This is a genomic window from Pseudomonas sp. CM25, from assembly GCF_013179705.1.
Taxonomy (GTDB): Bacteria; Pseudomonadota; Gammaproteobacteria; order Pseudomonadales; family Pseudomonadaceae; genus Aquipseudomonas.
This window is the reverse complement of the sequence record NZ_JABMCW010000136.1, coordinates 1-13,859: the sequence shown is the minus strand read 5'-3', so window position 1 is coordinate 13,859 and position 13,859 is coordinate 1. Positions and strand designations below refer to the sequence as shown.

The window sequence follows — 13,859 nt, the reverse complement described above, 5'->3', positions numbered from 1 at the left end:
CCGCCCAATGGGCGGCGTTTTTTATTGCCGAGCAATAGTTACTTCTGCTTCACGCCTTCAACACTGATATCCAGGTCCAGGGTCTGCGAGGTCGCGCCCGGGCCTTTGATGCCGAAGTCGTTCAGGTTCAGCGTGGTGGTGGCGTTGAAGCCAGCGCGCTCGCCGCCCCATGGGTCCTTGCCTTCACCGTTGAAGGTGGCCTTGAAAGTGACCGGCTTGGTCACGCCGTGCATGGTCAGGTCGCCAGTCACGTCAGCAGTCTTGTCGCCAGTCGACTTGACGCTGGTGGAAACGAACTTGGCTTCCGGGTACTTCTTCACATCGAGGAAGTCGGCGCTGGCGATGTGCTTGTCACGCTCGGCGTGGTTCGACCACAGGCTGGCGGTTTTCAGGTCGACGCTGATCTTGCTGGCTTCAGGCTTGGCGCTGTCCCAGCTGAAGTTGCCGTCGAAGTCCTTGAAGGTACCGTGAATGAAGCTGTAGCCCAGGTGGCTGATCTTCCAGTCGACGAACGCGTGCTGGCCTTCCTTGTCGATCTTGTACTCGGCAGCCATGGCCTGGCCAGCGGAGAGCAGAGCGGTACCGAGCGCCAGAGCGGCAAAAGTCTTTTTCAACATCCTTACTTCCTTCCTTTGCAATTGAGGTTGAGAGTCAAGCTTTGCGGCCCAGCATACGGGTCAGGGTCGCGTCACGGTCGATGAAATGGTGCTTGAACGCTGCCAGGGCATGCAGCACGGCAAAAATCACCAGGCCCCAGGCCAGCCAGAGATGGATCACGCCAGCCACATCCGCCTGGTCGGGCAGATCGCTGACCAGTGCCGGGACTTCGAACAACCCGAACACCGGAATGCCAACACCGTCGGCGGTGGAAATCAGGTAACCGGCCGCCATCACCGCAAACAGGCCGATGTACAGAGCCAGATGGCCGAGCTTGGCCGCCAGGCGGGTGAATGCGCCGTGGTTGGCCGGAGCTGGTGGTGGTGGGCTGATGAAGCGCCAGAGCACACGCAGCAGCATCACTGCCAGCAGCACCAGGCCAATGCTTTTGTGCAAGTCCGGGCCGGCTTTGCGCCATGGGCTGTAATAGTCGAGGCCGACCATCCACAGGCCCAGGCCAAACAGGCCGAAGACTGCCAGCGCCACGCCCCAGTGCAGGACGATGCTGACCACGCCGTAGCGAGAAGGTGAATTGCGCAGTTGCATGTTGGCGTGTTTCCCCGTGAAAGCTGTGCACAGATTAGCGCGTAACGTATCGAATAAAAGCGGAAAAAACTGCTTCGGATTATCGAGAAATACGATATTTATTCTCTGAGCTGCCCATTAAGGAAACATTAACAATAGACGGAGAGAGTGCGCTTGCCAGTGCCGGCCTCTTCGAGGCGTCGACCGCCGCGAAAAGGCCGGAACTGTCCCTGCATCAGCCTGCTTTAGCCTGGCTATTGACCACGGCTTTCTTGGCAGGCTCGGACTTGGCAGTGGCCTTCTTGGGCTCGGCAGGTTTGTGCGCCGGTTTGTGCGCCGGGGCATGCTTGACCGGTGCAGCCTTGATCGCCGCAGGCTTGGCCGACGCTTCCTTGACCACTGCGGCCGGCGCGACTTGAGGAGCAGGCACAGGCGCAACTGCCGGTACCACTTCCTCAGCCTTGGCGATGGGCTCCGCCTTCACTTCAGGCTTGTCATCCCCACCAAACAGGCGCTTGAAGAAGCCAGGCTTGTCCTGTTTGGCCTCATCGACCTGCTTGAGCTCTGGCTTTGCAGGTGCCTTGTCAGCCTTGTCGGACGAGCCGCCGAACATATTGGAGAAGAACCCGCCCTTGCTGTCCTTGGCTGCTGCAGCTCCGGCTGCGGCCGCTGCAACCGGTACCGCTTTGGCCGGGTCGAACGACTTGCCGGCCAGCAGGTCCTGCGCCTGGCTGGCGGCGCGCTGGCCACTGCGCAGGGCGCCTTCCAGGGTGCCCGGGTACAAGGCATCGGTGTGCTCGCCGGCAAAGGTGATACGCTGCACCGGGCGCTCCCACAGGCGCCAGTATTTGCTGATCTGCCCCGGGCCATAGGCCAGGTAGGCGCCGCCGGTACCGGCGTCGACGCTGTAACGCTTGACCTCGTAGCCAGTGAACGCACCACGTGCCTGCGGGTAGAACGCGTGCAGGCGGATCAGCACCTGGTCGACCATCTGCTTGTCGCCGAAGGCCTGCAGCAGGCGGGCATTATCACCGGACAGGTTGATCACCACGTTGGCGCCACCCTTCAGCGCAGGCTCGATCCACAGCATGCCCAGGCCGGCATTACTGAAGATTTCACCCGACATGCGTGCGCGGCTTTCCCACACTGGCGTCTTGAACTTCAGCATCAGCTGGTCGCGCCAGCCATAGTTGGTGCCCTTCAGCGCCGCCACGTGCTGGCCGTCCAGCCCCGGGGTCATCTGGATCTTGGCCAGCGCGCGCAGCGGCACGGCCAGTACCAGGTAATCGGCCTGATAACCGACACTGCCAACCTTGACCGTGACGCCGTCCTTGTCCTGGACAATGGCGGTCACCGGCGAGCTGGTCTTGATGGTCTTGAGCTGCTTGACGAAAGCCTGGGCCAGCACCGGGCTGCCACCCGGCAGGCGCGCGGCGCGCAGGTCGCGGTCGCTGACGCCGCGGTACACACGGTTCTGCTGGGCGAAGTACAGCAGCGACAGGCGCGACGGCTCATCGTAGCGGGTACGGATCTGCTGGTTCACCAGCTGACGGGCGGTGGCCGGCAGTTGCAGTTTGTCCAGCCAGCTGGAAACGTTGATCTGGTCGAGGGCGAACAGCGTGCTGGTCGCCTGCGGGTTCATCGGGTCGTCGATCGAGCGTGCCAGGTCGTCGAGGGTCTTCTCGTAGCGCTTGAGCGCCTCGGCGGTGGCCGGTTGCTTGGTGGCCAGGTCAGTGGCGCTGAAGTACTCGCCGTCGATCAGGTAACCGGGGGTACGCACGAACTCGGGCGCCGGCAGTGTTTCAAGCTTGAAACGGTCAATGTACTGGTTGAGCACTGGCTGCGCCTTGGCGTTACCGATCCACTCGCTGGTGGCAAGGCCCGAGCGCCCGCCCATGCCCGCCTTGGCTTCCAGCAAGGTCACCTGCCAGCCTTTGTTCTGCAGCTCGTAAGCCGCTGTCAGGCCCGCCAGGCCGCCGCCCACCACAATAGCTGTGGGTGTCTTGTCCTTTGCCAGCGCGGCGCCGCTGGACACACCGATCAATACCAACGCGCACAGGCGCACCCAAGCAGCAGCCATGATGGCGAACTCCGAGTAAAAAGTTGCAGAGACGGGAGAGGCAGGAATGCCCCGGGGAGATGCGTTAAGAATACGTCACCTCCGCCAACCCTGCCAGCGCAGTGACATCAAGTGCTTTAGGCAACTGACATTTTTGCCAGTAGCCGTTTCACACGGCAGCAGGCGATGCTGGCGAAGATGGCCAGAAGCCCGCCAGGAGGGCACGCAGATGATGTTCGAAGAGCATTTCCAGCAAGTTGACCGCCAGTCGTTGCCGCACAAGCAGACCCTGCTCACGCCCTCCGGGCTGAGTATCCGCTCCAACAGCACTTCATCCAGCGGCTTTCATGAGGCGTTCAAGGGTGAGGACGGCACCGAGCTGGTCATCGGCGAACACAGCGATGTGGAAATCGCCTTCGCCCAGGAGGTCGAGTGCCTGCGGCTGGAATACTACGTGGTCAGCGACTTCCTCGGTGACGACCTGCACATGCTGTTCGATGCCGGGAACCACAACTACGACCTGATCGCACCGGCACCACGCAACTTCTACTGGCTCACACTTGAGGGCAGCGGCTTTCGCGACCTGCGCCCCGGCCCCATCGCCACGCAGCCCTACCACCAGGTGATCGACGGGCCGTTCCGCCGCCTGACCATCTCCACTTCGCAGGCCGGTACCGTGCACATCCGCAAGCTTGAATGGACCGGCACACAGCGCCATTGAACGGCAGCGGTTGTCCTGCCCTGCGGCATTGCTTAGGCTTACGCGGTCGAACCACGCCGCAAAGCCAGGAGAAGTGCCGATGGGCCTCAATGATCAGTGGATGCAACGCGACCTGAAGGTCCTGTGGCACCCCTGCACCCAGATGAAAGACCACGAGCAGCTGCCGCTGATCCCGATCAGGCGCGGTGAAGGCGTGTGGCTGGAAGACTTCGAAGGCAAGCGCTACCTGGATGCGGTGAGCAGCTGGTGGGTCAACGTGTTCGGCCATGCCAACCCGCGCATCAACCAGCGCATCAAGGACCAGGTCGACCAGCTGGAGCATGTGATCCTGGCAGGTTTCAGCCACCAGCCGGTGATCGAGCTGTCCGAGCGCCTGGTGGCCATGACCCCGGCCGGGCTGGATCGGGTGTTTTATGCCGACAACGGTTCGTCGTGCATCGAAGTGGCGCTGAAGATGAGCTTCCACTACTGGCAGAACGTCGGCAAACCGGACAAGAAGCGCTTTGTCACCCTGACCAACAGCTACCACGGCGAAACCATCGCCGCGATGTCGGTGGGCGACGTGCCGCTGTTCACTGAAACCTACAAGGCGCTGCTGCTCGACACCATCAAGGTACCGAGCCCCGACTGCTACCTGCGCCCCGAGGGCATGGGTTGGGAGGAGCACTCGCGCAACATGTTCCAGGTAATGGAGCAGACCCTGGCCGAGCACCACGCCTCGATCAGCGCCGTGATTATAGAACCGCTGATCCAGGGCGCGGGCGGCATGCGCATGTACCACCCGGTCTACCTCAAGCTGCTGCGCGAAGCCTGCGACCGCTACGACGTGCACCTGATCCACGACGAAATTGCCGTAGGCTTCGGCCGCACCGGCACCTTGTTCGCCTGTGAGCAGGCCGGCATTCGGCCAGATTTCCTGTGCCTGTCCAAGGCCTTGACCGGCGGCTACCTGCCGCTGGCCGCCTGCCTGACCACCGACAAGGTGTACCAGGCCTTCTACGACGACTACCCGACCTTGCGCGCGTTTCTCCACTCGCACAGCTACACCGGCAACCCGCTGGCGTGCGCGGCGGCGCTGGCGACCCTGGATATCTTCGAACAGGACAACGTGATCGAGGCCAACAAGCCCTTGGCCACGCGCATGGCCACGGCCACTGCTCACCTGGCCGATCACCCGCACGTGGCCGAGATCCGCCAGACCGGCATGGCCCTGGCAATCGAAATGGTCAAGGACAAGGCTGGCAAAGTCGCCTACCCCTGGCAGGAGCGCCGTGGCCTGAAAGTGTTCAAGCATGCCTTGAGCCGTGGCGCCTTGTTGCGCCCGCTGGGCAGCGTGGTGTATTTCCTGCCACCGTATGTAATCACCCCGGAGCAGATCGACTTCCTCGCCGAAGTGGCCAGCGAAGGCATCGACATCGCCACCCGTGATAGCGTCAGCGTGGCGGTTCCCGCAAACTTCCACCCTGACTTCCGCGACCCGGGTTAACTCCCGCAAGCCTGCCACCAAACCCTGTGGGAGCGGGTTTACCCGCGAATGCGATAGTGGATTCGCCGCCGCATTCGCGGGTGAACCCGCTCCCACAGTGTCACATGAGCCCATTCCGTCCGAGCTGATCCATGAGACTGTCCCGCTTCTTCATCGACGCCCCCCTGAGCATTGGCCAGCACGACCTGCCCGAAGCCCAGGCCCACTACATCGGCCGCGTGCTGCGCATGGCCGCCGGCGACGCCGTGCAACTGTTCGACGGCAGCGGCCAGGAATACCTCGGCCAGCTGCTCGAAGTGGGCAAGAAGACCGTGCGCGTCAACCTCGACCAGGCCTTCGCCGGCCAGGCCGACTCACCGCTGCACGTCCACCTTGGCCAGGGCCTGTCGCGCGGCGAGCGCATGGACTGGGCGATCCAGAAGGCCACCGAGCTGGGCGCCAACGAAATCACCCCCATCGTCAGCGAACGCTGCGAAGTGCGCCTGAAGGATGAACGCGCCGACAAGCGCCTGGCCCACTGGCGCCAGGTGGCGATCAGTGCCTGCGAACAATGCGGCCGCTCGACCCTGCCCGTCATCCACCCGCCGCTGACCCTGGCCGAATGGCTGGGCAGCAGCAATGCGGATTTGAAACTGGTCCTGCACCCGGTGGCAGAACCGCTCACCAGCCATGAAAAACCGGCAACCCTGGCCTTCCTGATCGGCCCCGAAGGCGGTTTGAGCGAGGCCGAAGTCGACCAGGCCAAGGCGGCCGGCTTCCACGCTGCGCGCCTTGGCCCCCGCGTGCTGCGCACCGAGACCGCGCCAGTGGTGGCGCTGTCTGTCGCCCAGCAGTTGTGGGGCGACTTTTAACTAGCGCACATAGAACGACACCGCCACGAAGTGCATCAGGCTGCCTGCGATCACGAACAGGTGCCAGATGCCGTGCGCGTGGCGCAGGCGGCTGTCCAGGGCAAAGAATATGATGCCCACGGTGTACAGCACGCCGCCGGCGGCCAGCCAGGCAAAGCCGGCGACGCCCAGCGAGCGCAGCAAAGGCTTGACCGCCACCAGCACGATCCAGCCCATCACGGCATAGATGATGATCGACAGGATGCGCGCTTCGCTGCGCGGTTTGATCTCCTGCAGCATGCCGAGCACCGCCAGCGCCCAGACCACGCCGAACAGGCTCCAGCCCCAGGGGCCGCGCAGGCTGACCAGGCAAAACGGCGTGTAGCTGCCGGCAATCAGCAGGTAGATCGACAGGTGATCGAGCTTGCGCATGATCACTTTCGCCCGGCCACGGGTGCTGTGGTACAGGGTGGAAACGCTGTACAGCAACAGCAATGTACTGCCGTAGATGGAGAAGCTGACGATCTTCCAGGGGTCGCCTTGCAGGCCCGCAACCACGATCAGCCAGATGGCACCGATACAGGCCAGGACGGCACCGACCAGGTGGGTCCAGGCGTTGAAGCGTTCACCGTAATACATGCAAACACAGACCTCCCGAGCCGGGCTGGGTTCCTGATGATGTCTGTTGCGGCCCTTTCGCGGGTAATCTTACCCAAGGTCAGGTTGCAGGTCTGCGTCACGCACCAGCCTTTCCAGTGCCACCAGGTCCGGCACCCGTGCCACCTGCTCACCCACCTGCACGGCCGCCAGCTCAAGGCGACCCAGCGCCACATCCACATAATTCAGCTGGCTGTCGAGCTTGCACGAGCGCGGGATGTCCTGCAGCAACAACGCCAGATAGCGCAAGCCGGTGTCGCCCAACGCATTGAGCACCACCACACGCGCACGCTCGCCGCACGGCGTTTCGCCGCCACAAGCCGCCTCGAACCCGACCAGCGGCAGACGCTGCTGGCGCCAGTCGATCCAGCCCAGGTGCCAGGCCGGCTCGCCAGGTTGGCACACCAGGTTGCGCTGGCCGCTCAATTCGGCAACCGCCACATTAGGCAACACCAGGGTGCGGTCACCCAAGGGCAGCAACAACCCGGTCAGGCTGCTGCGCTGGCCGGCGATCAGTTCAAGCATGGGTCGAGCTCCAGTGCGCGATGCTCTGCAACAGCAGCGATTCCTGATACGGTTTGCCCAGGTATTCATTGACCCCGATGGCCATGGCGCGATCGCGGTGCTTCTGCCCGGTACGCGAGGTGATCATGATGATCGGCAGGTCTTTGAGCCGCGCGTCACGCCGAATGCGGGTGGCCACCTCAAAACCGTCCATGCGCGGCATCTCGATATCCAGCAGCAATACATCCGGCCGGTGCTCTTCCAGCAGGGCCATGGCGTCGACGCCGTCCTTGGCGGTCAGCACACTCATGCCGTGGCGCTCCAGCAGGCGGCTGGTTACCTTGCGCACCGTGACCGAGTCGTCCACCACCATTACCAGCAGTGCCCGGCGCGGTGCCGGGCCAAGCAGCTGGCGCTGCGGGCCACCGCCGGGCAGGCGGGCCAGGCGTCGCTGCTGGCCGCGCAGCTGGCCAAGCAGATCGAGAATAAGCACTACCCGGCCATCGCCCAGCAACGTCGCCCCCGACAACCCGGCAACCGCAGCAAACTGCGGGCCCAGGCTCTTCACCACGATCTCGCGGCTGGGCGACAGGCTGTCGGCCTGGATGGCGAATGACTGCTCCTTGGAATGCACCAGCAGCACCGGCAGCGGTACGCTCTGCCCCAGCAATGCCGGGCGCGGCAGGCCTTGCAGCAACTCGCCCAGGTAGCGCAGCTGGTAGTCGTGACCGGCATAGACATAACGCGGCGTGTCCAGCTCATAGCAAGCGGCGAGCTCTGCTGGCGGCACGCGGACAATGCCCTCGATGGTATTCAGCGGAATGGCGTACTGCTCCTCACCCAGATGCACCATCAACGCCCGGTTGATCGACACGGTGAACGGCAGGCGGATAAGGAAGCGCGCACCCTTGCCCTGGGCCGACTCGATGCTCATCGAGCCACCCAGTTGCTTGACCTCCTCGTGCACCACGTCCATGCCCAGACCGCGCCCGGAGATCTGGGTGATTTTCTCGGCGGTGGAGAACCCCGGGCGCAGGATGAACTGCAGGATCTCGTGATCGCTCAAGCGCGCCTGCGGGTCCAGCAAACCGCGCTTGATGGCTTTGCGCCGTACCGCTTCCAGAGGCACGCCGGCACCGTCATCGGTCATTTCGATAACGATGTCGGCGCCTTCGTGGAGCAAGTTCAGGTGAATGGTACCTTGCTCAGGCTTTCCGGCCGCCAGGCGCATTTCGCGGCTTTCCAGGCCATGGTCGACAGCGTTGCGCAGCATGTGCTCCAGCGGCGCCACCATGCGCTCGAGCACACTGCGGTCCAGTTCGCCTTCGGCGTTACCGACCACCAGCTCCACTTGCTTGCCCAGCTCGCTCGCCACCTGCCGCACCACCCGCTGCAAGCGCGGCACCAGACGTTCGAAAGGCACCATCAGGGTAGCAGTCAGGCCTTCTTGCAACTGGCTGTTCACCCGCGCCTGCTGCTGCAGCAGGCTGGAGGCCTCCTGGGCGCGCTGGGCCAGGGTTTCCTTCAGGTCAAGCAGGTCCGAGGCGGATTCGAACAAGGCCCGCGACAGCTGCTGCAGCTGCGAATGGCGGTCCATTTCCAACGGGTCGAAGTCGTCGTAGGCATCCCCTTCGAACTGCTGGCGGCTGGAGATCCGCCCTTGGGTTTCGATATCCAGGCGCAGCAACTGGTCGCGCATGCGCTCCAGCGTGGTTTCCATCTCGTTGAGCGCGAACTGCGCGTCATTGACCTGCTGCTCGATGCGCCCGCGGATGATCGAATGTTCGCCCGCCAGGTTGCCAAGGCCGTCGAGCAACTCGGCATCGACCTTGACCATGTCACCTGGCGCCCGCTCCGGAGCAGCCGCAGGTACATCATTGGCGGCGGCTTCAAGCGGCCCCTGACCGGCAGCGCTGTCAGTCAGGGCCGCGCTGCTGAAATTGCGAATGTAGTCGATCAGTGCCGTGGCGGCGTGCAGCGGCTGCCCAAGGCGCACGGCATCGAGCATGTGCGCCAGGCGGTCATGGCAGTTCTGCAGCAGTGCGAACAGCGGCGCGCTCGGCGGCAGCCGGCCAGCGGCCAACAGCTCGTAGAGAAACTCCAGTTCGTGGGCCAGGTCGCCGATAGGCGCAATCTCGACCATGCGCGCCACCCCCTTGAGGGTGTGCAGGTCGCGCATCAGGTTGTCCACCTCGACACTGCTGCGCGGGTCGGCCTGCCAGCGCGCCAGGGCTGCCGCGGCGCTCTCGACGATATCCGAGCTTTCTTCGAGGAACACTTCCAGCAACTCTTCGCCAGGGCTTTCCGGCTCTTCGCTCAGCGGCTCGGCCAACTCGGGCAACAAAGGGCCATGCGCCCCCCCCAGTCCCAGGGTATCGGCCAGGTCCATGTCCGGGTGCAACGGTGTGACCGTGTCGATGCCCACCAACCCGGTGGCATCCGGCGCCAGGGCTTGGTCCAGCAGGTTGCGCAAGCTGTCGACCAGCTCGGGACGGGGCGGAATATCCTGCCCGGCTGCCACTTCGTCGAGCATGTCCAGCAGGGCTTCATGCGCCTGCTGCGCCTGGGCGAAGAAGCGTCCATCGGCCGGCAGGCTGCCCTCTTCCACCGCGCCGTACAGGTCGAGCAAGGCCTCGCAGACGTCGTCCATCTGCCACAGGTCGGCCAGGTGCGCGGCGTGACCCAGGCTGGTCATTTCGTCGAGCAGGATGTCCAGTGCGTCACGCTGGCCGGGCTGTTGCTGCCAGCGCGACAGCATCGACTCGGCATTGAGCAGGGTATCCATGGCCTGGGCCAGGAAGCTGGCGACACCCTGCGGGTCGCGCTTGGCGCCCTGCATCTGCTGCAGGCCATCGTCATGCAAGCTGGCCAGGCGCCCGTCGACCGCCTGGCCGACCTGCTCGATCAGCTCCGCAGCACCGGGGATAGCCGCCAGCGGCGTGCTGTCGAGTTGCGCAAGGCCAGCCTGGAACAGCCCGCGCGCTGCCTTTAGCCACTCGATTTCGGCCATTTGCACGGGCAATTGATGGCCTTTGTACTCACGGGCCAGGCGGTCGAAGGCGGTGGCCAGTTCGGCGACCGGCATCACCCCGGCCATGGCGGCACTGCCCTTGAGCGTGTGCAAGGCGCGCTGCAGGCCGTCGCTGACCAGTGTGTCGTGGCCATCGGCACCTTCCAGGAAAGCGTCAAGGCTGGCCAGGTGGCCTTGTGCCTCAGTGCGGAAGATATCCAGCAGTTGCGGGTCGAGGCCGTCGACATCGGCAGGCGCCGGCGCGTCGTTTTCGGCCAGCGCATGCAGGTGCCCGGCCAGCTGTTCGATCTCGGTCAGTTGCGGCAACTGGCCGACGGCAAAGTCGGCCAGCAGGTCGGGCAGGTGGACGAACACCTGCTGCAAGGCCACCACGCCTTCCGGGCTGAGCAGGCTACGCCCTTCCAGGACCCGGCTCAGCAGGTGTTCGGCGCCCCAGGCCAGTTCGGCCACCGCTTCGGCGTGGACCATGCGCCCACTGCCTTTGAGGGTATGCAGTGCGCGACGCACTTCAGCCAGCGCCTCGCGCTGCTGGTTGTCGGCACGCCAACGCAGCCAGTGCCGCTCGATCTCCGGCAGCAGTTCACCGGCCTCGTCGAGGAACACTTCGCGCAGCTCGTCATCAATGCCATCGCCGCTGCCGTCAGTGTCGCAGTCGGCATCTGGGACGGCACAATGCACGCCCAGCGCCGCCAGGCTGGCACGCGCCATGTCGACAAACGGCTGGCCATCCGCCAGCGGGTCGGCCAGGCGCCATTGCAAGTAGCATTCGGCAGCGCTCAGCGCCTCGGCCAGGTGGGTCAGCTCAGCGGCAGGCGGCTCCTCCTCCAGGTGCTGCAACCAGCGCTGCACATAGTTGGCGCAACCGGCGAACAGCTCGGCCACCGTCGGCAGGGTCAACATCGCCAAGGCCCCACGGATCTGCTGCAGCAGGCCCGGCAAGGGCTGCAGGCGTTGCCGCGGCCAGCCAGACTCCAGGCAATCGCCGATCAGGTCCTTGGCCTGCTGCAGCACGTTCAACGACTCATTGAGTACCAGTTGGCGAATCTCGACCAGGTCCGAGCCCGGCAGGCCGCCCTGGCCGTTTTCTTCCAGCGGGCCAACCATGCCATTGAGCGAGGCTTCGACATACAACAGGGCACCTGCCACGTCCATCAACACCGGGTCGTCCACTGCCCGCTCGCCCAGGACAAGGGCCTGAAGCGCCAGCACCTGGTCGATGATCACCCGCCGTGGTTGCTGGAAACCCAGCACGGCCAAGGTGTCCGCCACATGACGCAGTGGCGCCAGCAAAGCATCGAGCTGTTCGCTGTGCTGGCGGTCACTGCGCACGAACTGGTCGAGGCGCTCCTTGATGCGCATCAGGTCGTCGCACAGCGCGGTCACCACCGAGCGCAGGGCATCGCGACCAGGCCCGGCCTGTAATTGCTCGCGCCAGTTGCCCAGCGACAGGTCGAGGTTGGCCAGATCGTCGGCACCGGCAAAGCGCTGCGCTGCGCCGCTGATCAGGCTGGCCTGGGCGAGCGGTTCGATGCCGCGGCAGGTGCGCAGCTGGTTGAGCAGCGGCAGCATGACCAGAGGCAGGTCATGGCGCGCACCGCGCAGGCGCTCAAGGTACGAAGGCAGTTGCTCCAGGCCGCGGAACAACGCGCCCAGGCAGTCACCACGCGGGCTGACCTGGCCGTCGGCCAGGGCCTTGGCGAACAGTTCAAGTTCCTCGGCCAGCCGCGTTGCGCCGCGCAATTCGAGCATGCGCAGGCAGCCGTGTACCTGATGCAGGTTGTCGACCACGAAGGCGAGCATCGACAGGTCGCCCGGCTCGCCGGCAAAGCGCTCCAGCGCCTGACGCGCCTGGCCCAGGCAATCGAGGATGGCGGCCTTGGTCCAGGCCAGCGCCACGGTGTCGTGGCGCTCGGGGCTTACACTGGCCAACGCAATGGGCATTGCCGGGCGCGGCGTTTCGGTCGAGCTCTTCATTTGGGCTCTGCAGGTGGCGGCAGGGTGAAACCGGACACCGAACGGCGCATCTCGCTGGCCATGCGGGCCAGGTGGCGGATGCTGTCGGCAGTGGCGCCGGAGCCGGCGGAGGTTTGTGCGGTAATCTGCTGGATCACCGCCATGGTGTGGGAAATCTGCCCAGCCGAGGAGGTCTGCAACTGGGCGGCGTCGGAAATGCTGTGGATAAGGTCGGCGAGGTTCTGCGATACCCCCTCGATCTCGGCCAGCGCCACCCCGGCATCCTGGGCCAGGCGAGCGCCACGGACCACTTCGGCGGTGGTCTGCTCCATGGATATCACCGCCTCGTTGGTATCAGCCTGGATGGTGCGCACCAGCGCCTCGATCTGCCGGGTGGCCGACGACGAGCGTTCGGCCAGGCGCTGCACCTCGTCGGCGACCACGGCAAAGCCACGGCCGGCCTCACCGGCCAGCGAGGCCTGGATCGCAGCGTTAAGGGCAAGGATGTTGGTCTGGTCGGCAATGTCGTCGATCAGGCTGACGATATCGCCGATTTCCTGTGAAGACTCGCCCAGGCGCTTGATCCGCTTGGCGGTGTCCTGGATCTGTTCGCGAATGTTGTCCATGCCGTTGATGGTGTTGTGCACCACCTCGTTGCCCTTGTTGGCGATGGCCACCGAGCGCTCGGCTACCTTGGCCGATTCATAGGCATGCGCCGAAACCCGGTCGATCGATTCGACCATGTCGCCGACCGCCTCGGACGCCTCGCTGATCTGCGCGGCCTGGTGCTCGGAGGCCTTGGCCAGCTGGCGTGCGGTGTTCTGCGTGTCCTGCACGGCGGCGGCGACCTGCACGGCGCTGTGGTTGATGGTTGCAACCAGGTCGCGCAGCTGGTCCACGGAGTAGTTGATCGAGTCGGCGATGGCCCCGGTAAAGTCCTCGGTCACCGATACGGTCACGGTCAGGTCGCCATCGGCCAGTTCTTCGATTTCGTCGAGCAGGCGCATGATCGCCTGCTGGTTGCGTTCGTTCTTTTCCGCCGTCTCGCGCAGCTGGCGGTTGGTGGTGCGCACCATCACCAGGCCGATCAGGATGATCGATGCCAACGCCAGCAGGCCCAGCGCGTAGCCGCCAACGGTGTCGAGGGTGCGGCCGCCGGCCAGGTTCTCGAAACCGTTGGCCAGGTGCGAAGCCTCGTCGAGCAGGGTCTGCGACAAGCTGAATATATTCCCCGCCGCCTCGCGCACGCGGAACAGTTCTGGCGAGGTTTCAAGGATTTCGTCCACGGAGCCTGCGACGAACTGGAACAGCTCGGCAATTTCGGCCAGCCGCGCACGCGCGTCTGCGTCCTCCACGCGGGTCACCTGGATTGCCGCGTTGCCGCTGAGCATCCCTTCCAGTACCTGGCCAAAGCGCCCGGCATCGCGGCCAAAGGC

General features: G+C 64.6%; 10 protein-coding genes. 3 read left to right on the top strand and 7 right to left on the bottom strand.

Annotation, left to right across the window (positions count from 1 at the left end; genetic code table 11):
* Positions 1-38: 38 nt before the first annotated feature.
* The 3 genes from HP546_RS15590 to HP546_RS15580 form a co-directional block, all read right to left on the bottom strand.
* Positions 39-617 (bottom strand): YceI family protein, encoded by a 579-nt coding sequence (locus HP546_RS15590; RefSeq protein WP_172227145.1) that lies wholly within the window; start codon positions 615-617, stop codon positions 39-41.
* Between the two features lie 34 nt (positions 618-651).
* The gene (locus tag HP546_RS15585) at positions 652-1,203 is read right to left on the bottom strand and encodes a cytochrome b (RefSeq protein WP_172227142.1); all 552 of its coding nucleotides are present in this window, start codon (positions 1,201-1,203) and stop codon (positions 652-654) included.
* Positions 1,204-1,417: 214 nt separating this feature from the next.
* Entirely contained in the window at positions 1,418-3,262 is a 1,845-nt protein-coding gene (locus HP546_RS15580) for a flavin monoamine oxidase family protein (RefSeq protein WP_172227138.1), read from the bottom strand.
* Positions 3,263-3,470: 208 nt separating this feature from the next.
* Here HP546_RS15580 and HP546_RS15575 point away from each other — a divergent pair, with 208 nt between their 5' ends.
* The 3 genes from HP546_RS15575 (at position 3,471) to HP546_RS15565 (ending at position 6,299) form a co-directional block, all read left to right on the top strand.
* A complete protein-coding gene (locus tag HP546_RS15575; protein ID WP_172227135.1) occupies positions 3,471-3,962 on the top strand; it encodes a hypothetical protein in 492 nt (163 codons plus the stop codon).
* Positions 3,963-4,041: 79 nt separating this feature from the next.
* On the top strand, positions 4,042-5,448 hold the full coding sequence (locus HP546_RS15570) for an adenosylmethionine--8-amino-7-oxononanoate transaminase (protein ID WP_172227132.1): 1,407 nt from the start codon (positions 4,042-4,044) through the stop codon (positions 5,446-5,448).
* Between the two features lie 131 nt (positions 5,449-5,579).
* A complete protein-coding gene (locus HP546_RS15565) occupies positions 5,580-6,299 on the top strand; it encodes a 16S rRNA (uracil(1498)-N(3))-methyltransferase (RefSeq protein ID WP_172227129.1) in 720 nt (239 codons plus the stop codon).
* On the opposite strand, the gene HP546_RS15560 is transcribed toward HP546_RS15565, so the two are convergent.
* From HP546_RS15560 to HP546_RS15545, 4 genes are all read right to left on the bottom strand, one after another.
* Positions 6,300-6,917, bottom strand: a complete 618-nt coding sequence (locus HP546_RS15560; protein WP_172227126.1) for a hemolysin III family protein — start codon at positions 6,915-6,917, stop codon at positions 6,300-6,302.
* 69 nt (positions 6,918-6,986) lie between these two features.
* Positions 6,987-7,460 (bottom strand): chemotaxis protein CheW, encoded by a 474-nt coding sequence (locus tag HP546_RS15555; protein WP_172227123.1) that lies wholly within the window; start codon positions 7,458-7,460, stop codon positions 6,987-6,989.
* The gene (locus HP546_RS15550) at positions 7,453-12,444 is read right to left on the bottom strand and encodes an Hpt domain-containing protein (protein WP_372242436.1); all 4,992 of its coding nucleotides are present in this window, start codon (positions 12,442-12,444) and stop codon (positions 7,453-7,455) included. The genes HP546_RS15555 and HP546_RS15550 overlap by 8 nt, the downstream gene beginning before the upstream one ends.
* The coding region (locus HP546_RS15545) for a methyl-accepting chemotaxis protein (RefSeq protein WP_172227120.1) at positions 12,441-13,859 on the bottom strand (1,419 nt) is incomplete at its 5' end. The genes HP546_RS15550 and HP546_RS15545, both read right to left, overlap by 4 nt.

Bases quoted from the DNA above. Each gene is read 5' to 3' on its own strand.
- HP546_RS15590 (WP_172227145.1), bottom strand. From the start codon at position 617: ATGTTGAAAAAGACTTTTGCCGCTCTGGCGCTCGGTACCGCTCTGCTC.
- HP546_RS15585 (WP_172227142.1), bottom strand. From the start codon at position 1,203: ATGCAACTGCGCAATTCACCTTCTCGCTACGGCGTGGTCAGCATCGTC.
- HP546_RS15580 (WP_172227138.1), bottom strand. From the start codon at position 3,262: ATGGCTGCTGCTTGGGTGCGCCTGTGCGCGTTGGTATTGATCGGTGTG.
- HP546_RS15575 (WP_172227135.1), top strand. From the start codon at position 3,471: ATGATGTTCGAAGAGCATTTCCAGCAAGTTGACCGCCAGTCGTTGCCG.
- HP546_RS15570 (WP_172227132.1), top strand. From the start codon at position 4,042: ATGGGCCTCAATGATCAGTGGATGCAACGCGACCTGAAGGTCCTGTGG.
- HP546_RS15565 (WP_172227129.1), top strand. From the start codon at position 5,580: ATGAGACTGTCCCGCTTCTTCATCGACGCCCCCCTGAGCATTGGCCAG.
- HP546_RS15560 (WP_172227126.1), bottom strand. From the start codon at position 6,917: ATGTATTACGGTGAACGCTTCAACGCCTGGACCCACCTGGTCGGTGCC.
- HP546_RS15555 (WP_172227123.1), bottom strand. From the start codon at position 7,460: ATGCTTGAACTGATCGCCGGCCAGCGCAGCAGCCTGACCGGGTTGTTG.
- HP546_RS15550 (WP_372242436.1), bottom strand. From the start codon at position 12,444: ATGAAGAGCTCGACCGAAACGCCGCGCCCGGCAATGCCCATTGCGTTG.